We start from the raw sequence: 20745 nt of genomic DNA on the forward strand, positions 1-20745 counted from the left end.
GAATCCTTTTGCTGTTAGAGCTGCACTTGTCGTTTCTGTCGCAGCACTTCCAGTTGCCCCTTTTTTATCCGCCTTCAGAATAATTTGATAGTCAGAAGTTACTTGATCTTGTTTTGATGATTTAAGCGTGGTTTCTGTAATCGTGTCTGAATTGTCCAATTCAGGACTTTCATTTTGCTTTTCTGGCTCACTTATCACTTCATTAGAAACGTCATCTTTTGAGGTATTAGAAATGACATCATCACTTTTTAGTATTTGACTACTATCGGATGTTTCAGTTGTAGCAATCGTTGACGATTGAGATGTAGAATTACTTTGATTGTCATCAACAGTTTCATTTGTTTTAGAGACTTCCCCATCATTAGTTGTTGCTGTAAAACTGTCAGCTGTTTCAGTTAATGGACTATCAATCTGATTTTCTACATTTGACACATTTTCAATAACATTAGATGAAGTATTAGTCACTTCATCAGCACTGACAGTTTCATTTCCAAAAGACACAATCAAAGCAGCCGATAATAAAAGCGTACCTATTACTCCATAAGCTTTTGATTTCTTAATTGTTCCATGACCTTTAATTTTCATAAGTTTCTCCTATTAAAACGTTTTCCTAACACAGCTTTATTCTATCATAATTATCGTATGAAAGTTACTAGAAAGCTGAATTTACAAACAAAAATCCCTTCCACCATAGGTGAAAGGGCAAAGGATTCACATTAGTTTTCTATTATTTTTGTTCAGCTTCTTCAATAGCTTTTTGTCCATTTGATGCAATCACATCTTAAGACCAATAGAAGCTATCTTTCGGTGTGCGGTTAAGAGTACCACTACCTGCGTCATCCATATCAACATAAATGAAGCCGTAACGTTTACGCATTTCACCTGTACCTGCTGAAACGATATCGATACATCCCTAAGTTGTGTAACCAATAAGATCTACCCCGTTTGCAATAGCATCTGCCATGGAATTGATATGTGCACGGTGGTAGTCAATGCGGTAATCATCGTGGATTGAGCCATCTTCTTCAACTGTATCAAAAGCACCAAGACCATTTTCAACAACCATCAACGGAATTTCGTAACGGTCGTAGATTTTTTCTAGATAGTATTGAAGTCCTACTGGGTCGTGCGCCCATCCCCAATCAGAGTAAGTCAAATAAGGATTTTTAGCACCAGTTGAGAAGTTTCCTGCCACTTCTTCAACCCCAGTATGAGTAGTAACGTTGTTAGACATGTAGTAAGAGAATGTGTACATGTCAACTGTACCACGTTTCAAATCTTCAAGGTCTTCTTCAGTGATATCTAACTCAACATTGTGTTCTTTCCAGAGACGTTTTGCATAAGTGCCATATTTACCTTTTACTTGAACGTCACCACAGTAGTAAATACCTGATTGCCATTTGTGTTCGTTAGCCAAGATATCTGCTGGGACACAAGTTCCTGGGTAGAATGTAATACCACAAATCATGTTACCAATCATAAAGTCTGGATTGATAGCATGTCCGATTTGGACTGCTTTAGCTGACGCGACAAATTGGTGGTGAAGAATTTGGTAACCTTCTTGATAATCAGCATCGGTTGCTTTTGCACCAAACATGTCAAGGAACATAGTTGTATTGTTGATTTCGTTGAACGTCAACCAATATTTGATCAAATCTTTGTATTCGTTGAAAATCACTTCACAGTAGCGAACATAAAAATCGATGAGTTTACGATTTTTCCAGCCACCATAATTTTCTTCAAGAGCAAGTGGTGTATCAAAGTGCTAAATTGAAACAAGTGGTTCAATATTGTATTTACGACATTCTTCAAAAACTGAACGATAGAAATCAAGTCCAGCTTGATTTGGTTCTTTATCATCACCATTTGGGGAAATACGTGCCCAAGAAATTGACAAACGGAATACTGAATATCCCATTTCAGCAAACATTTTAATGTCTTCTTTATAGCGATGATAGAAATCAACTGCCATGTGATTTGGATAATGTTCAGTATCTAAAACAGCGTGTTTTGCACCTTCAGGAATTTTACCATTGTGTCCCATGGCTGGTACTTTACCAGGATTACCATCTTTATCAATATATGTCATGTAACGTGGTGAGTTAACGCTACCACCTGTAGTTACATCTGTAGCAACGAGTCCACGACCATCTTCATTATATGCTCCTTCAGCTTGGTTTGCTGAGATTGCACCGCCCCAAAGGAAATTTTTTGGAAATGCTTTTGTCATCTATTCATTCCTTCTTTCAATGTTTTACAATAATATTATACCGTCATTTGAAAGCGCAATCTTGCATTATTATCTAAGAAAATGATACTATCTCACTATAAATACTGCTGAATAATTTTAGAAATAATAGTATAACCATCTATCGTCAAATGAAGACCATCAACTGTTAAGTCACGACATAATTGTCCAGATTCATCACAAAGCAAGTCATGAACATCCAGCCATTTCACTTTGTCGCTTGCCAAATGAGAAAGAAGCTCATTTAGTATTGAAATATTTTTATTACTTCGAAGACTTGGTGTGCGAATAAATTCAGGTGACTCATTCATCGGAAAAACTGACAGCAGAAAAATCTGTGTTTCAGGTAATTTTTGCTGAATCTTATCAATAATTTCACAGACAGTTTCACAGACTTCCTCTGGTTGTCGATTTTTCAAATCGTTGACACCAATCAACAGAAAAATTTTATTTGGTTTCAAGTCTAAAATTTGACTGTCAATATGATCTAGCAATTGCAGACTATTGATGCCGTGAATACCACGGTTGTAAAGTTTCAATTCAGGTTGAAGCATTTCATGGACTGGGAAAAATTCGGTAATCGAATCACCAGCAAAAACAATGTTTGGTTGTGAGGCAAGCTTATTAAGCGCAGCATATTTTTCCCACAACTGCTCCTGCTGATCCTTTAGCACATAAGCTCGAAATTCTTTGACATCACTTTTTTGGTACAAAACTTGAAAATCAGTCATTTAGATTCCTCTTTCTAAAATGTTTTCAATTGTATTGAGCACGCCATCTCTTGCATTTGATTGGATAATGTAACGAGCAACCTTTTTAATCTCATCTGAAGCATTAGCAACTGTATAAGAATGCCCAGCTAACTCGAGCATTTTACGGTCATTACCGCCGTCACCAAAAGCAGCAACTTCTTCTGGTTTAATGCCATGTTTAAACATCAATGTTTGCACTCCCCAAGCTTTATGAATCCCAGTTTTGATAATATCAACAGCACCATAGCCACTTGCGACCGCACGCAGTTCACCTTTAAAAGCTCGATTAAATCATTTTGTGACCTTTTTAGCAGACTTTTCACTAACGGTTATCGTGATTTTAACAATTGGGTCAGCAGGGCGTTTATGAAAATCATCAACTTGAACCATATTTTTGAAAAATGGTTGTACATCTTCTAATTCGAAATCAAAGGCTTCCATATCAAAATCAGTCCCTGTCATAACGTAAGCTGAATCAATCCCTGAAAGTACAATACGATAATCTTGAAATTTGCCATCAAAAAAATCAAGAACAGCATTTACCTGTTCTTCTGACATAGACTCACGCGCAATCATTTCACCATGATCAATAACAAGCGCTCCATTTTCAGCAACAAAATCAATGTTACCAGAAATTCCTGAAAAAACAGCATTCAAACGGTCCATGCGATTACCGCTTGCTACTACAAAAGAGATGCCTTTTTCAGTCATTTTATCAAGTAATTTTTGGAAACGTTCTTTGTCATATCCCCCTTTTGGATTTAAAAACGTTCCATCCATATCACTAACAATTAATTTAATCACAATCTGCCCCCTTCAAGAAAAAATCTGACAAGACTCTCAGTACCCCATTTTCCTGATTTGATGGTGCTTGATAACTAGCAATATCTTTAATATCCTGCGGTGCATTAGACATGGCAAAAGAGTACTTAGCTAATTTCATCATTTCAATATCATTACCACCGTCACCAAATACCATAAGGTTTTCTGGACCATATCCCCAATGATTGAGTAAAAAATCAAGCCCAGTTCCTTTATGAACATGTGACGGAATTACATCGATACAGCCAAATCCACTAGACGTTGCTGTTAGCTCATACTTTTCAAAAAGTGTATTGATTTCATCGCGAACTTGAAATGTTAATTCATCACGAACAAGCAAGGTCACTTTGAAAAAATCGTCATCAGGAATTGGATGAAGATTATCAACGTATTTTAATACAGGTAAATAGTATTGCAACGTATTCTTTGCCTTAATCGGTGTTGATTTTGGAAGATACGATGAAGCTTTACCAGCTAAATTAATAATAGTATCAGGATACTTTTTCTCAATATAGTTTACCAAAGCTGATATAGCTTCTGTCGTTTCAAATTCTTCCTGTAACGTCTTTCCATTTTCAACAATGTGACCACCATTTTCGGCAACAAAAGACATCAAATGTTTGTGTTTTGGAAATTGCTTGATAATCTGACGATATTGATTACCACTTGCTACCACAAATTTAATACCTTCTTCAAGAAAATGATCAAAAAGACGTTCAAAGAGATCTTTGTCGTATGTTTTTGAATCTGTTAAAAACGTTCCATCCATATCTGTTGCAATTACTTTTACTGTCATATGAGTCTCCTTTACTTTCATTATACGATAGATTCCTGAAAATTTCTTTGAATATCTTCAGAAAAAATAATACTATGATATAAAAAGTATCTTATCTTCTTTCATTTCAAAACAAAAAAAGAACGGGAAAACCCGCTCTTAATTTTTATTAAGCTTCTACACCTTCTTCTTTGAGAAGTTTCAAATCATACATTTTAAGGAATGGGAACCAAACAAAGAATGCTGCTACAGCACAAACAAGAGCTGTAATAACGGCACCGATGTTACCACCTGATCCAATGTAAGCACCAATACCGATTGGTGTTGGCCATGGAGTTTGAATGATAGATACAGCGGCAAAACCAAGTTTGATTGACCAATATGCGATTGAAGCACTCACGATTGGTGCCAAGATGAATGGAAGGGCAAGAATTGGGTTGTATACAACTGGAAGACCAAAGATAAGTGGTTCATTGATATTGAAGATTGCAGGACCCATAGCTGCACGACCAAGCATTTTAAGTTGAGATGATTTAGCTGCTACTGCAAGCCATACACAGGCAAGAAGCATTGCACCAGAACCACCCATGATAACGTATGAATTTGAGAATTCACCGGCAAATGCGATGTGAGCTCCATCAACGTTTTCTGCCATGTTTGACAAAAGGATTGGGTTAACAAGACCCATGACAATGTTAGCACCGTGAATACCAACAATCCACAAAGCGTGAACAAGAAGGTAAATAACAACAATACCGAGCCAAGAGTTTGCGATGTGTTTAACAAATCCAAATGGAATAGCAACAACGTTGTAGATATCAGTATCAAGTGAAATGAAGATACCATTGATGATAAGAACAACAAATGCAACAACTGCTGCTGGAATCAAAGCTGAGAATGAACGAGCTACACCTGAAGGAACAGCTTCTGGCATTTTTACGACCCAATTGCGTTTAATACAAGTTTTGTAAAGTTGTACAGCAAGAATCGCCATCAAAATAGCTGTAAACATACCTGAAGTTGACAAACGGTCTAGGCTGTTACCACCAACAGTCCAACCATTGATTGTAGCGCCTTTAACGTTCAAGTATTCAAATGCACCATTTTTGACAAATAGTTGTGGAATTGTCAAGAAGTATGCAAATACTGAAAGCAAAGCACCGTAAACTGGATCTACATCAAGTTCTTCTTCATCAGCGAAGATCTTTGTGTATTCATAACCAATGACAATGGCAAAGTATAGAGACAAGATACCCATTGTACAGTTGTAAGCTTGCAAGTAAAGCGGTGCAATCTTATCAACTGAGTTTGCCCAAATAGTGGCTAAGGCAGGAATTGGAAAGGCTTGTGGAACAATGCTCAAGACAAGGAACATTGACCCCACGATAGTAAATGGAATACTGGCCATACCAGCGGCAACAATTGCACGGACAGGACGCCAAGCAGATACTTTAGCCATTGGCCCCATCAAGTACTTTTCTAAGAATTCAAACATTTTCTTCTCCTCCTAAAAACTGTTGAATTTTTTATAAACTAATTAATTGATGCCAAATATTGTTGAATGCGGTAATATTGTTTGTCTGCATTTCGATTGATACGTCCAAGTTTTACTAACATCCATGATGCAATCATAATCCCGACTAAAAGCACCACAAGAAGGAAAATTTGAGTCGTACCATTTTCAGACAAGAATGGATAAAAGTATGGATATTGATTAAATAAAGTAGCAATCATTAAAATGACATTTAATGCAATAATCGTTTGGAAATAAAATTGCGTTTTAACCGCAGGTTTTTGCTCCCTTGAATACATTCGCGATTGTTCCCACATACAAATAGCACCAAAAATCGCCATAAGAACTGGAATGATAACTAGGCTGATTCGGCTGGCTGATAGAAACATCAAAATCCAGTACAGATTTACGAAAAAGAAGAAAGCAACCACATAACGAATGAGAAAATATCGTGTGTAATACATGTTTTTAATCCCATTTTCACGTCTTGTTGCATCTAATTCTCTTTTTTCTTTCTCTGTTAAAACATCCATAGCTATCCCCTTTCTTGCCTAACTAACCAAGTTTTTTGTATAGATTTAACATTTCAAGCGCCACTTCACGAAGTGTCATTGTTGTCATCAAATGGTCTTGGGCATGAACCATAATGATTTCAACATTAATCTCTTTACCACCTGCATATTCTTGTAACAAGTGGGTTTGTGACTGGTGCGCTTTTAGCAGTTCATCATTTGATTCTTTCAACTTTTCTTCTGCTAGCGCGTAATCTCCATCACGCATAGCATCGAATGCTTCGTGCACAATGGAACGAGCATTCCCAGAATTTAGAATAATTTCAAATGCTGCAACTTGCAATTCTTCTGAATTCATATAACTCCTACTTCCTTTTTAAATAGATAAAAATATTTTTTTAAATTCATCAAATGATTGGCAAGCTAACATTTGTTCTTGAAGTTTTGGATTATCAACCAAATCAACAATGGCAGATGTCAACTCTGGTAAGCCATCATTATCATGAATCGACATTGACATTAAAAAGATGATCTTAATTGAAGGATATTGTTCATCCCATTTGACACCATTTTTGACAATGGCTACTGCAAAGTGATGTTTGCTTCCGACGGCTTTTAATGGATGTGGTACAGCGATATTTTCGCCAAATACAATCGAGCTCATCGCCTCACGCTGTTTCATCATATCCAATAAACGTTTTTCAAATTGGTCATTTTCATTAACTGAAATGCTTTCAGCAAGTTTTTTCAAAACATCTTCTTTTGTCGCATCAGACATTAAGAAGAAATAATCTTCTGAAAAATAATCGTCAAAAACATCTTTAACACTAAGTTCATCTTGATGATATTCGACATTTGCCATAGAAGTATTCAAATGAGCGATTCCCTGTTTAATATCTTTCAACTCCTCATCATTTAAAAAGACTGAAACCGTAAATACTGGAATGTTAAACATCAGATTTGATAAATCGATGGAAGATACGATGAAATCGATCCCTTTTAACGTTTCATCATTGATTTCGTAGTATCCGATAACATCCGTAATTGAAACTAAGTTCCCGAGCTCATTTTCAATTCTGCTCTTAAGCATTTGAGCGCTTCCGTAACCTGTGGCACAGATAACGAGAACATTGTATTTACGCTGTTCTTTGTAGCGCTCTTTTGCCGCCATAAAATGCAGGGAAATGTATGCGATTTCATTTGGCGATAAAGTATAAGCACTGAAAGTTGGCATATTTGACACCACGCGCTCTGCTAACTGATACATGTCACGATAGTTGGCTTGGATTTCTGCTGTTAAAGGATTTTCCATAACAACTTTTCCTTGCAAACGAATGTACATAGTAGACAGATGAGCTAAAAGCTCTTCAATCAGTTGAAAATCATTTTTCACAGTTGGATTTATCTGATCAATACTGTCAATCAATTCCTGACGCACTTGCTCTTGCAAAACCTCAGAAATGTGACAAGAGTTCCCATGACCTTTTGACACCAAGTGAAGCGTAATGTAATCAACTTCCTCAATCGGAAAATGAATTCCTGTTGAAACTGAAACGCGTTTTAAAATATTTTCAGCAACATGTCGTTCTGCCAAGACTCTCAGCACCACTTCATCCTCAGACACCTTACTGATACGAAAACCTTCAGTAATACGTCTAATAGCTAAAGCAATATGGATGACCAAATTTTGAATCCCAAAATCTGATAATCTAAGACCACCCTCCCGGTACTCATCAAGAACGATAATCGTTAACTCTTCAAAAGAAATCTTTTGGTTGAGCAACTCATTATCGACATATGAATGCATGGTATTGATGAAACCAGAATCGATAAAGTAATCCATAATGAATCGACGTTTATCACGTTCTTGCCCCATCACGTAAACACCCTTATTGGCTTTGCTTTCAATTTTTAAATGATATGGTTTAAACTTTTCTCTAATCTTTTTAAAGTCACTGGATAAAGTTGATCGACTTACAAATAATTCATCTGCTAAATCAGCAAAATAAATTTCGTTTTGTTCAAACAACAATTTATTTAACAGAAAATTGTAGCGATCATTGATATCCGTTACACTTTGATAATTAAAATGGCGATCATTGATGTGATTTTCTTCCAAGAAATCAGCATAAGCATCATCGTCTAAGATACCAAGCTTATAACCGTATCCTTGCTTAGAAATCAAATCTAGTCCAGAATAATTATCTAATTTTTCAACTAGTGTTTTATAGTAAGTTCTAATTGTTCTATCCGAACATCCCATGTGCGCTGCTAGTTCTTTACTAGTTACAAATTGTTCTTTATCTTTTGTTAGATATTGAATAATTTGCTTTTCTTTTTTGTTTAACACAGAAAAGGACACCTCCAAACAACAATAGAACTATTATATCACATTAGGCATTAGATGTTTTCTTTCACCAAAGCTGCCATTTTTTCAATTCCCATTGGAATTGGAATGTAAGCTTGCGGTGGAATTTGAACGATTGGTTTGTTTTTCTTAGCAGCAGCATCTGCTAATTGTTTGAAGTTCATTTTTGTTTGTGGGCTGACAAGATACAAATCATATTTATCAGCTTCAATACGTTTTTGACCTTCTGGAACACCAACGGCATCCATTTCGACGTCTTCACCTTTTTCTTGAAGGTATGTCATAGTTTTTTTAGCAATCATTGATGATGACATACCGCCTGCACATATAATTAAAGCTTGTTTAGCCATAATGTGAATCTCCTTTGTTTTTTGTTTACACTGATATTATATGAAAACGCACCCACTATGTAAACGCATTCTTTTTCCTTTACAATACGGAAAAAATTCCTACTATTGCGGAAATTACTGTAAAATCTAGTATTTTTCCGCATTGAAAAATTTCCACTATGGAAAATACTTGTTTTTTTTAGAAAAAAAGAGACAGACTAGAAAACTAGTCTGACTTCTCTAAAAGAAAGCTGGAATAAATAGTTTTGTGTAAATTACAGAAACTTGATTTTCTTGCAAACCTAACTCATTGATAATTAGCTTTTTAAGTTTTTCATCATTCACCTTAGAATATACACGGTAGCCTTTAGAGTCCTTGTGAAGCCGTTGAATTGTTTCAGCAATTTTTTGATTTGTTAAAATATCTGGCTGCTTATCAAGATTTGAAAACTTGATAATATAGGGACCTCCCATTTGTTCACCTTGATTATCATAAGTTTTTCGATATTTACTTGTTCCAAACCAAGCAGCTGCAATTGCTACCAAAAAAAGTACAAGCCACAAATTAAAGTGAAGCATTTTTACATCTCCTACATCATACCAAGTGCACCAGATAGTTGTGCTGGGCGAATAGATACTTGTTCATCTGATAAGTGATAGTCTGCCATTAAAATCTTTTTCAGTTCCACATCGTTGAGGTGTGATTGAACACTGCAAGTATCATCTGATGAGCCAACGACTCTAACTTTTCCTTTAAGGTGCGCATTACTTGCTAAATCAGGCAATGTTACTCCATCTTTCACCACCACTACGTAGTTATAACCAAAGGTTTTTGTCACCAATAGTTTTGCATGAACTGTGTAAATAGCAGCTGCAATAAAAGCAAGCATTACAATAATTCCTACTGTTTCTAACATCGTTAATCTCCTTATGCCTTTTATTCTGAAGCGTTTCTTAAGACTTCATTGGCATTATAAGACATTTATACAAAAAACAATTATTTTTCAAAACAAAATGTCATAAATATTAACTTTTTAGATACACTTATTTTTGAACTTCTTCGACAAGTACCTGAGTTGAATCTAAACCATAATCTTTCATCAAGGTTGTTTTCAGCTCAGTATCATTAATCTTTGATTGAACCATACAAGTGTCATCTGTCACTGAAATAATCTTAATTTTTCCTCTGAGATTATGATTTTTTCTCAAATCTGGTAACTTCAAACCATGTTGCATAGCAATCGAATAATGGTAAATTGGACCTTTGGTTAGTCCAAGCTTAATCTGGGCAACCCGAACAATTGCAAAAACGAGCAAGAGTCCAAAAATAATTGCTAAAATCGTCACCATAATACCTTAAACACCTCCTGGTTCCTAACAGGAACACTCGAATTATACGATTACTATAATCTTTTTTGAAAGCCCTGTCAATTATTTTCTGCAAAGCTAAATTCTGTGATTAAATAAGAAGATTTTACAACATTTCTCTTGCAAAAAAATCCTTCAAAACATCGATTTATCAACATTTTAAAGACTTTTAAGATTATTTATAAATGATTTTACAAATTAGGATAATTCCTGCTAAAGCAACAGAAATGGAATTTGCTACAATTAGAGCTGGATCTGAGACAGAAATGCCATGAGCCAACCATAATGCCATACCAGATACTGACATAGTATACATGCCAAGTGAAATTGATTCAACATCTTTTGTCTTTAAAACTTTAATCATTTGTGGTAAAAAACCAAAAGTTGTCAAACAAGCTGCAATATATCCAATCATAACTTTCTCTCTTTCTTACAACCATCTAAAAACCTTCGTGAGGTAAGAGATTACACCCTCACAAAGGTTTCTTAAATAAATTAATAGTTTTAGACTTCTTCACCATTAGAAGCAATGACTTTTTTGTACCAGTCAAATGACAATTTTGGTGTACGTTTGTATGTGCCGTTACCTTCATCATCTTTATCAACGTAAATGAAACCATAACGTTTACGCATTTCACCCGTACTTGCTGAGACAAGGTCAATACAACCCCATGGTGTGTATCCCATCAAATCAACACCATCTTCGTCAACAGCTTTAATCATTTCTTTAATGTGAGCTCCAAGGTAATCAATACGATAATCATCGTGAACCATGCCGTCTTCTTCAACTTGGTCAATAGCACCAAAACCATTTTCTACGATGAAAAGTGGCAAGTGGTACATATCAGTAAACCAGTTCAAGCTATAACGAAGTCCTTCTGGGTCAATTTGCCAACCCCATTCAGAAGCTTTGACGTATTTATTTTTAATCAAATCTTCTGTTTCAAGGTAGTCAAAGTGAGGATTATTTTCACGGTGGGCATCAATTGCAAATGACATGTAGTAAGAGAATCCGATGTAATCAACAGTTCCTTCTTTCAAATCTACCAAATCTTCTTCTGTCACGTCGACATCAATGCCTTTACGTTCCCAATATTTAAGAATGTGATTTGGATAGAAACCATGAACATGTACATCAGCAAAATAATAACGTTTTTCCATGGCTTTTTGTGCCATTAAGATATCTTTTGGATTGCAAGTTGCTGGATAAATTGGACACATGGCAATCATACAACCAATTTGGAAATCAGGGTTGATTTCACGACCAATCTTAACCGCACGCGCTGACGCTACCAATTCATAGTGAGCTGCTTGATACATAATCGTTTCGCGGTCATCACCTTCTTTGTAGACGATACCAGAGTTTGTGAACGGTGCAAAATCTTCTTGATAGTTAGCTTGGTTATTGATTTCATTGAATGTCATCCAATATTTAACTTTATCTTTGTAGCGACGGAAACATGTTTCAGCAAAGCGAACAAAGAAGTCAACCAATTTACGATTTGTGAAACCACCGTATTCTTTAACTAAGTGATATGGCAATTCAAAGTGAGACAAGGTCACAACTGGTTCAATACCATGTTTCAAACATTCATCAAATAAGTCATCGTAGAATTGCAAACCTGCTTCGTTTGGTTCTAATTCATCCCCATTTGGGAAAATTCGTGTCCATGCAATTGAGGTACGGAAACATTTGAAGCCCATTTCAGCAAACAAAGCAATGTCTTCTTTGTAGTGGTGATAGAAATCAATCGCTTCATGGTTTGGATAATATTTTCCTTCAACAACACCATCAGTAATTTCACGAGGAACACCATGACGTCCTGCTGTCATCACGTCAGCAACACTGAGTCCTTTTCCTCCTTCTTTCCAACCACCTTCAAGTTGGTGAGCAGCAACTGCACCACCCCACAAAAAATTATCTGGTAACTTAGCCATTACATATCCTCCTTGTTTTTTACAATGTCATTATAGCAAGCGGTTACAAAAATAAAAATAGAAAAAATTTCCTAAGTCATGAGGAAATTCTATCTATCTTGTTTCAGTACTATTTTTTCAAAATGAGAAATAAATCCCATACAAAGAGTAAACCAGACATAGCAAATAGCCTTATCGATACTGGAGTCATTTGTGGGTTAAAGCTCAAAATTACTGCTGCCATTAAAATAGCAAAAAAGAGAATGCTTACGACAAATCGATTAGCTACTCGATTAAAGAACTTGATGCGATTGGTGTAGTCGTACAGGTCATGATTAACCAAGATTCGTCCATTTAGCACCTGCTCTAAAAGTTGATTGAGCCTGCGTGGGATATTTTTGCCATTTTTGAGTTGGTAGAATAGCTCAATAAGCAAAGTTTCTTTATTCAATGCTTGTTTGAGCATATCTGGTCCCATATTTTCCAAGAAATAATTCTTAGCAAGCGTCATTAAATCAACTTCTGGTGCTAACTCTCGGAAAATCCCTTCGATTTGAAGCGCAGCTTTTTCCAAAATCGTAATCTGTGGCGAAGCCTTCAGACCATTTTTGACAAAAACATTAAGCAAGTCTTCAATCAAACCTGTAATAGATAAAGCACCGATATCAAGGCTAGAATACTTAGCAAGCATGCGTTCAACATCTTGGGCTAGCGCTGTTTTATTCATCGATGTGTCGAAACTTGTGACTGCAAGAATTCCTTGTATCATCCCTTCAACATCTTGAGCCGTAAAACTATAGAGAATGTCATTTAAAGCCACGCGCATGCCATTTTCAAGTTTTCCCATGATACCAAAATCAATAAAATATATCTTACCTTCAGAAATAAAAAGATTTCCTGGATGCGGATCACCATGGAAAAATCCGTCTTTAAAGACTTGCTTGATAAAGCTTAGCATCAGCTTTTTACCAACATCTTCAAGGTCATAACCAGCTTTAACCAACTCATCATAATGATTAATTGGAATACCTGAAACGTAGTCTTCGACAATCATTCGAGGAGTTGTAAATTCATCATAAACTTCTGGAATAGCAACACATTTAACGTTTTGATTGAGTTTCGCAAAAGTAATCATAGCCTGTGCTTCGTTGCGAAAATCAATCTCACGTGTCAGACTTTCCTTAATCTGTTGCAAAACTTCAGGTAGATTGACCATTGGAAGAAGTGCTTTGGGAACACGTCTTGATAGTCGAATTAACAAAGTTAAATCTTGTTCAATAATTTCAGGCAAATGAGGTCGTTGAATCTTGATAATGACATCTCGACCATTTAACAAACGAGCGCGATGTGTCTGAGCAACTGAGCCACTTGCCAAAGGTTCTGGTGTAATTTCAGTAAAGTATGCTGAAACTGGACCAGAAAGCTCATCAGAAATGGCCTCCATCACCAGTTCAGTTGGCAATGGAAGCACATTACTTTGCAATTTACTCAACTCTTTGACATAAGCCTCAGGAAATAAATCACTTCGTGTTGATAAAATTTGACCAATTTTTACAAAACTTGGTCCTAGTGTTTCAAAAGCAAGACGTAGTTTTCTTGGCGTTGACTTATCTTCTGTTGCTTTTCCTTTTTCGATTATAGACGTTAATCCAACTGAACTAAAAGCCCCAATGATTTCTCGTAAGCGTCTACCTGACATACTCCACCTTTTCTAATTTAGGATATTTGATTTTTTCAACAGTGCATCAATCTTACCTTCAAGACGAGAAACATCTTCCTTGGTAGCGTATTGAATTGGCTTTGTTTTTCTATCAAGGTCAGTTAAGAATTCTTTTACTTCGTCTTCACTTCGTCTCTTGAGTTCAGACTGTAATTCCTTTCCTTCGTCAACTGTGAGACGTCCTTTTTCGACTAACTCTTTAACAAAAGCGTCAGCTTTTTCCAAAGTCATAGACGTCAAACCAATACCAGCTAAGAGAACTTTTTTCAATTCTTCCATGATAATTCCTCCTTGAACGACTTTTATTAACATTATGTTTACCCTTTCATTCTACTACTTTTGAATCAAAATAGCTAAAAAGAAGGGCAACCTTTCATGAAAATACCGTTAGCGCTTTTCCAAGCAATAATACTTTAATATTGATATTTTTTAGAAAACCATGAAAACCTTTTCTAGAATACGCTTCCATTTTTTAAAAACTTTTGATATAATAAAAATGTATTGTAATACTATGATATGATTAGAAGGATTGTTATATGAATAAGATTAATTCTGCTCATGAAATCAAAATAGATGAAAGTAAACATCTATTGCCTTACGACTACTACAGCACAGTCGTTGAAAATGGCCGTCCTGACGTGCTTTTTCACTGGCATCCAGAGGTTGAAATCAATTATATCTACGAAGGTTCTGCGCGTTTTCACATTGACTATGATTATTTTAATAGTCAAGCTGGTGATATTATCCTCATCAGACCTAATGGTATGCACTCTATTCACCCGCTTGAAAATCAAAAGCATGTGAGTGATACTTTTCGCTTTCACTTAGATATGATTGGCTATTCAATCGTTGACCAAGTTAGTTTAAGATACTTGCAGCCTTTGCAAACCAGTCTTTACAAATTTGTTCCACGCATTCAACCTGATATGGAAGGTTACGAAGAAATCAAAGAATGCCTCTTCACTATCTTTGAACTTTCAAAAAACGAAGGACGTCACTTTGAATTGATGTTAAAATCGAAACTCAACGAATTTCTCTATCTACTCTTTTACTATCGTTATGTTTTGCGAAAAAATACTGATGATACTTACCGCAAAAACGAGCAAATTCGTGAATTGATTGATTTTATTAACAATAACTACCAAAAAAATCTTTCGATTGATTATTTATCGAAGTTTATGGGGTATAGCAAGACCCATTTCATGGCTGTCTTTAAGCAGCACACAGGCAGTTCATGTACTGAATTTATCATTCAAGTTCGGCTTAATAAAGCATGTGACATGCTAATTAATACCTCAAATCCTGTTCTTGAAATTGCAACAGCCGTTGGCTTTAATAATTTATCTAATTTTAATCGACAGTTCAAACGCTACTATGAATTGACTCCAAGTCAATACCGCAAACAATTCAGCAAACGAAAAGAAAGTCGAATATTGATTAATCCAGCTAAAACTACTAAATAAACTAAGCCAAAACGGCTTAGTTTTTTTAATTAATTTCAGATATTTACTGCAAGAAAAAAGAGCGCTTTTTGCGCTTCTTTTTTGTTAAGCGAGTGTAGTGAGGAGATAATCGCCTGTAGTAATTTGTGTTTCTTGAGTTGTCAAGACATCTTCATAATCTGATGAATTTGTCACAATAATTGGTGAGATGACTGGAAGATTTGCTTTGCGGATAGTGTCCAAATCAAACTCAAGTAATTTTTGACCTGCTTGAACTTTATCACCAACTTTAACAAGAGTATTGAATCCATTACCTTCAAGTGATACAGTGTCCATACCAACGTGAATCAAGATTTCTGCTCCATTTTCAGTACGCATACCAATAGCGTGTCCAGTTGGGAAGACAAGAGTGATTTCACCAGATGCTGGTGCTGCTACTACACCTTCAGCTGGATCAACAGCAATACCTTTACCCATTGCCCCAAAAGCAAATACTTCATCAGGAACATTTTCGAGTTTCACAACTTTACCAGAAATTGGGCTAGCAATGATTTCTTGTTTTAATTCTTTAAGTTCAGCAACTGGTTGTGCTGGTTTTTCTTCAGTTTTTGGAGTTTCATCTTTTGGTCCACCGTAAAGGTAAGGAACTGGTGCAACCATTTGGATAGCAAATGCAGCAATTGCACCGATAACAGCAATAGCAACACCAATCCAAAGTTTTGTCAAATTACCATCAGGCCCAATAAGAGTCGGAAATACAAAGACACCCATTGCTCCTGCAGAATAAGCAGCAACATTAAACGCCATCATTGCAGCACCCATAAATCCTGAAACAATACATGAAATGTAAAATGGAACTTTCATTGGAAGTGTGACACCATAGATGGCTGGTTCTGTAACACCAAAGATTGATGATACAAAGGCTGGCATAGAAATTGTTTTAACTTTTTGTTCTTTTGTCTTAAGCATGATTGCTCCAAGAATACCTGTTTGAGTAAAACATGGGAAAAGAGCTGCTGACAAAATTGATGATACACCATTAGTTGTAATATCCAAAATTGCAAGAGGAACAAGTGCCCAGTGCATACCAAACATTACTAGAACTTGCCATAAGAGACCTAAGATAAATCCATAAATAATTGGGCTAAAGTTCATAACTGCTTGGAAAGCGTTAGTTAATAAATCTGAGATAAGATTAGCAACTGGACCAACTACTAAGAAAGTTAGTGGAACAGAAATTAAAATTGTAAAGAATGGAACAACAAACACCTTAACAACATCTGGTGTAATCTTGCTAAAGAATTTTTGAATATACGATGCAACCCAGATAGCTAAAATTGCTGGAATAACTGTTGAAAGGTAGCCACCAGCAGGTAGAGAGAATGAAATAATACCAAAGACTTTATCATAACCACCATCTGCTAATGTTGATACAGATGTTGAAATATCTGGATAAACAAGAGTAGCTGCAATTGCAATCGCAGTAAATTCATTGACCTTAAAGCGACGATCGGTAAAAATTGGAAGAATCCATCACCTGTAGCATTTAAGATAACGTACATTGAACTCTTATCTGCACTTAATCCACATGCTGCCATAATGGCAACAATACCTTTAATGATACCAGCTGCTGCCAAAGGACCAAGGAACGGTTGGAAAATACTTGATACCAAAGAAACAAATCTATCAAAGAGATTTCCTTTTGGTCCGTCGCCTTCGTCAATATCAAGACTTCCTCCAGCAGCAATGCCACCAACTTTAAGAACTTCATCGTAGACATCTGGAACGTGATTTCCGATAACAACTTGGTATTGACCTCCGGATTTAACAACCGTTACAACACCGTCGCGTTGTTTGAGATAATCATCATCTGCTTTTGATTCATCTTTCAAATCAAAACGAAGACGTGTGACACAATGTTTTAAGCTGTTGACATTTTCTTTACCACCAACGTGTGCTAAAATGTCTTGAGCTAATTCAGTATATTTAGCCATAATTGGCTCCTTTCTAAGTAACAGAAAAAACCTAAATAAACACCAAACAACTTCTTGCGCCCAATCGGTAACGCCGAAATTATCTCGTATTTATTTAGGTTTTGCCTGCTTATCAGTAACAATCCTTTTAACAATTCTTAGTATTGCATGCGCTTTCATGAAGTGCAAGCGCTTTTTTGAAACTTTTTCTAGTATTTTAAACCGTTTTATAAAAATGAAAACAAAAACATTCTTCATTTCCTGCTACTTCAAGTTTTTTCAGCGCTTTCCAAAAATTTTTCATCATAAAAAATTTTTAAAAAAATCTTCTCGAATTCAATTCGAGAAGATTTAGACTTAATTACTACTAGTTTCTAAATGTTGAATATGGATGGTAATATAGACCTGCTCATCTTTGCTCATTGGAAAATCGTAGCTACTTTCAACATAGTTTTTAATCTTTTCAGAACACGAAAAAGCCACAGGATAGTTTTATTTAACTTGTTCGTACAAAAAACTATCATTTTTCCCTTGAACAACGCCATTAACAACACGTTGGGCAAAATACTGAATATGAGTAATGAAACGATTGTAACTAACCGAATCCTCATCAACGACATTACCATAGAACAAACGTACAATTCCCAAAATATCTGTCACAATTTTTGAAATTTGATAATTTTGTTCTATCATGCCAGAATCCTTCTGAGCATTAATAAAATGAAGTGCAATTGATGAGATTTCATCATCTGGAAGAATGACACCCAATTTTTCAAAGATAATCTTCAAAGCATCACGTCCCAATTGATACTCTTTTGGGAAAAATTTTCGAATTTCCCAAGATAGTGGATTTTGAATCGTTAAATTCTCACGATTTCGTTGAAGTGTATAATGGAGGTGGTCAGCAAGCGCTATATAAAAGGCTGTATCAAAAGTTGTATTAAGAACTTTTTGTCCATGCTTGATAATATCAAGAACTACCTCAGTCTCAGCTGGAGACAAATCAACATAGACACGTGTCAATTCATTAGTAGCTTTGCTGTCCTGCATAACAAATGTTATTTTCAATTAAAGATGCATCAATCTCATCACCTGGTTTCTTTTGAAAACCAAGACCTCTCCCCATTACGATGATTTCTTCGTTGTTATCACCTTTAACCAAAACAACATTGTTATTATAGACTTTATCAATCCTCATTATCTACTACTCTCTCAAAAAAATTCGGAAAGAAAAGGCAAAACTAATGTACACAAAAGGCAATGCCAAACTGACATTTTCTTTACACTGTACATTAGGTTTTGCCTGCTTAACCAGTAACAATCCTCTTACTCTATCCATTGTAACAAAACTTTTGCTCAGTAATTTACATTAATAATTGACGAATTTTTCCAATTTCTGGTTCATTGACCACCAAGAAAATGGTGTCACCAGCATTAAGGACGGTATTTCCTCGTACAACCTCTGATTTTTGACGGTGAATTTGGGTTGTGATTAAAACATTTTTTGGAAGAGTCAAATCACGAACACGTTTACCTGCTATTTTATCAGACACGGTTAACTCGATAAGGGTTGGTTCAATGACTTCTCGGTCTTTAAGAATCGAAAGCTTAGCAAGCATTGCTTCATAGATTGGTTCACCTTTTAATAAATCCATGACAATATAAGCAACCAAAGTAACTACCGCAATTGTCATAAGTTGACGGAAATCACCAACCATTTCCGTTACCAAAATCATAGCAGTTAGCGGAGCTTTTGAAATGGCACCAAAATAGCCAGCCATACCGAGCACAAGAAAATTAATCAAGGCTGCTGTGCTAATAAAACCAAGCTGATTAACACCCAAACCAAAGCCGAAACCAAGAAGTGCGCCCAAAGTTAAAATTGGAAGGAAAATCCCTCCTGGTAGGCCACTAGCATAACTTAAGGCACTCCAAATAAATCTGATAATAAAATACAAGAAAACTACTGCTAAAGTCAAATGACTAGTCGTCAATGACGTGATTAAACCATTACCACCACCAAGTAGTTGTGGGTAAAAATAACCGACTGGGATAATCAAAACTGCTGCAAAAATACCATAAAAATAATTCGGAATATGGCATACTTTTCCTAAGAAATCATAGACAACACCTGCATTCAACGTTACCTTTTCATAAAGATAGCCCATAGCACCTAAAAATGCTCCCAAAATCAGCAAAAGCCAATAATCTTTCAAAGGTAGGATAACAAGTTCACCAGGCATGTCAAGAACTGGTGTCAAACCAAAAATATTTAAAGAAATAAAGTTAGCAACTAAACTTGCAACCAAGGCTGATATCCAAACCAAACGAGAAAACTGGTGATAGATTTCTTCAACAACAAAGAGCAATCCTGCAATTGGTGCATTAAAGGCAGCTGAAAGTCCTGCTGCTGCACCACTAGCAATCAAAACACGCTGTTCCATGCGCTGTGCCTTCAAGGTTTTTGCAACTCCTTTTCCTGCCATTGCTCCCAATTGAATACTAGGTCCTTCACGACCTAGCATAAATCCCATTGAAATTGCCAGAGTACCACCAAGGAATTTTTTCCAAAGAACTGACCACCAATCAGGGTGAAGTAGCCCTTTTAACTCACCTTCCACGTGAGGAATTCCAGAACCCTTAATATCAGGATCAGATTTCACCAAAAATCCAATTGCGATAACTACAATAACACTTACTAGCAAAATCAAACCTAACAAAGAAGGATTTTCATGTGATAGTTGGTAATATTTGACAACTTGAGCAAAGATTTTTGCAATCAAGAGTCTAAAAAGGCCAACCACGATTCCTACAGCGCACCCAACTACAATTCCTCGCCAGACAAAACTCAAAATCGAGGACAGAGAAAATTCATACTCCCTACGATAACTTTCCATTTAACACTCCTTACTAAATCTTATTAAGTACAAACTGTTATTAAAGATTTTCAAAAAATCTCTCATTACTATTTTATCAAATCTTAGTGATGATTTCGAGTTCATTAAA

At 35.9% G+C, this 20745-nt stretch carries 16 protein-coding genes and 5 pseudogenes; 1 reads left to right on the forward strand and 20 read right to left on the reverse strand.

Features of this window, described 5'->3' with window-relative positions:
* The 17 genes and pseudogenes from HMPREF0819_RS09025 to HMPREF0819_RS02705 all read right to left on the reverse strand — a co-directional run.
* Positions 1-585 (reverse strand): annotated as a pseudogene (locus HMPREF0819_RS09025) (hypothetical protein); the annotation flags it as partial.
* A 196-nt stretch (positions 586-781) separates the two neighbouring features.
* Positions 782-2230, reverse strand: a pseudogene (locus HMPREF0819_RS02630) (glycoside hydrolase family 1 protein).
* Between the two features lie 95 nt (positions 2231-2325).
* On the reverse strand, positions 2326-2979 hold the full coding sequence (locus HMPREF0819_RS02635) for an SGNH/GDSL hydrolase family protein (RefSeq protein ID WP_004231924.1): 654 nt from the start codon (positions 2977-2979) through the stop codon (positions 2326-2328).
* A pseudogene (locus tag HMPREF0819_RS02640) lies at positions 2980-3780 on the reverse strand (Cof-type HAD-IIB family hydrolase). It lies immediately after the preceding gene.
* A gap of 16 nt (positions 3781-3796) precedes the next feature.
* The gene (locus HMPREF0819_RS02645; RefSeq protein WP_044023285.1) at positions 3797-4618 is read right to left on the reverse strand and encodes a Cof-type HAD-IIB family hydrolase; all 822 of its coding nucleotides are present in this window, start codon (positions 4616-4618) and stop codon (positions 3797-3799) included.
* A gap of 148 nt (positions 4619-4766) precedes the next feature.
* Entirely contained in the window at positions 4767-6092 is a 1326-nt protein-coding gene (celB, locus tag HMPREF0819_RS02650; protein ID WP_004231932.1) for a PTS cellobiose transporter subunit IIC, read from the reverse strand.
* Between the two features lie 38 nt (positions 6093-6130).
* Positions 6131-6643: a hypothetical protein gene (locus HMPREF0819_RS02655; protein ID WP_004231935.1), complete on the reverse strand. Its 513-nt coding sequence runs from the start codon at positions 6641-6643 to the stop codon at positions 6131-6133.
* A 22-nt stretch (positions 6644-6665) separates the two neighbouring features.
* Positions 6666-6980, reverse strand: a complete 315-nt coding sequence (locus tag HMPREF0819_RS02660) for a PTS cellobiose transporter subunit IIA (protein ID WP_004231937.1) — start codon at positions 6978-6980, stop codon at positions 6666-6668.
* A gap of 18 nt (positions 6981-6998) precedes the next feature.
* Entirely contained in the window at positions 6999-8972 is a 1974-nt protein-coding gene (locus tag HMPREF0819_RS02665) for a BglG family transcription antiterminator (RefSeq protein ID WP_004231939.1), read from the reverse strand.
* Positions 8973-9022: 50 nt separating this feature from the next.
* Positions 9023-9340: a PTS cellobiose transporter subunit IIB gene (locus HMPREF0819_RS02670; protein ID WP_004231942.1), complete on the reverse strand. Its 318-nt coding sequence runs from the start codon at positions 9338-9340 to the stop codon at positions 9023-9025.
* A 219-nt stretch (positions 9341-9559) separates the two neighbouring features.
* Entirely contained in the window at positions 9560-9898 is a 339-nt protein-coding gene (locus tag HMPREF0819_RS02675; protein WP_004231945.1) for a hypothetical protein, read from the reverse strand.
* A gap of 11 nt (positions 9899-9909) precedes the next feature.
* Positions 9910-10236 (reverse strand): hypothetical protein, encoded by a 327-nt coding sequence (locus HMPREF0819_RS02680; protein ID WP_004231948.1) that lies wholly within the window; start codon positions 10234-10236, stop codon positions 9910-9912.
* 127 nt (positions 10237-10363) lie between these two features.
* Complete coding sequence (locus HMPREF0819_RS02685) at positions 10364-10669, reverse strand: hypothetical protein (protein WP_004231951.1); 306 nt, start codon at positions 10667-10669, stop codon at positions 10364-10366.
* Positions 10670-10862: 193 nt separating this feature from the next.
* The gene (locus HMPREF0819_RS02690) at positions 10863-11102 is read right to left on the reverse strand and encodes a SemiSWEET transporter (RefSeq protein ID WP_004231953.1); all 240 of its coding nucleotides are present in this window, start codon (positions 11100-11102) and stop codon (positions 10863-10865) included.
* Between the two features lie 89 nt (positions 11103-11191).
* Entirely contained in the window at positions 11192-12625 is a 1434-nt protein-coding gene (locus tag HMPREF0819_RS02695) for a 6-phospho-beta-glucosidase (RefSeq protein ID WP_004231962.1), read from the reverse strand.
* A 109-nt stretch (positions 12626-12734) separates the two neighbouring features.
* Positions 12735-14303, reverse strand: coding sequence for an ABC1 kinase family protein (locus tag HMPREF0819_RS02700; protein WP_004231964.1), 1569 nt, complete (start codon positions 14301-14303; stop codon positions 12735-12737).
* Positions 14304-14315: 12 nt separating this feature from the next.
* Positions 14316-14603, reverse strand: coding sequence for a phasin family protein (locus HMPREF0819_RS02705; RefSeq protein WP_044023286.1), 288 nt, complete (start codon positions 14601-14603; stop codon positions 14316-14318).
* Positions 14604-14860: 257 nt separating this feature from the next.
* Between HMPREF0819_RS02705 and HMPREF0819_RS02710 the strand changes: the two genes are divergently transcribed.
* Complete coding sequence (locus tag HMPREF0819_RS02710) at positions 14861-15787, forward strand: AraC family transcriptional regulator (RefSeq protein WP_004231979.1); 927 nt, start codon at positions 14861-14863, stop codon at positions 15785-15787.
* A gap of 84 nt (positions 15788-15871) precedes the next feature.
* Here HMPREF0819_RS02710 and HMPREF0819_RS02715 read toward each other — a convergent pair.
* The 3 genes and pseudogenes from HMPREF0819_RS02715 to HMPREF0819_RS02725 all read right to left on the reverse strand — a co-directional run bounded on the left by HMPREF0819_RS02715 (position 15872) and on the right by HMPREF0819_RS02725 (position 20636).
* A pseudogene (locus HMPREF0819_RS02715) lies at positions 15872-17760 on the reverse strand (beta-glucoside-specific PTS transporter subunit IIABC).
* Positions 17761-18096: 336 nt separating this feature from the next.
* Positions 18097-18937, reverse strand: a pseudogene (gene licT, locus HMPREF0819_RS02720) (BglG family transcription antiterminator LicT).
* Positions 18938-19103: 166 nt separating this feature from the next.
* Complete coding sequence (locus HMPREF0819_RS02725) at positions 19104-20636, reverse strand: ClC family H(+)/Cl(-) exchange transporter (RefSeq protein WP_004231999.1); 1533 nt, start codon at positions 20634-20636, stop codon at positions 19104-19106.
* Between the last annotated feature and the right edge of the window lie 109 nt (positions 20637-20745).

The sequence above is a fragment of the Streptococcus equinus ATCC 9812 genome, assembly GCF_000187265.1.
GTDB classification, from domain to species: Bacteria; Bacillota; Bacilli; order Lactobacillales; family Streptococcaceae; genus Streptococcus; species Streptococcus equinus.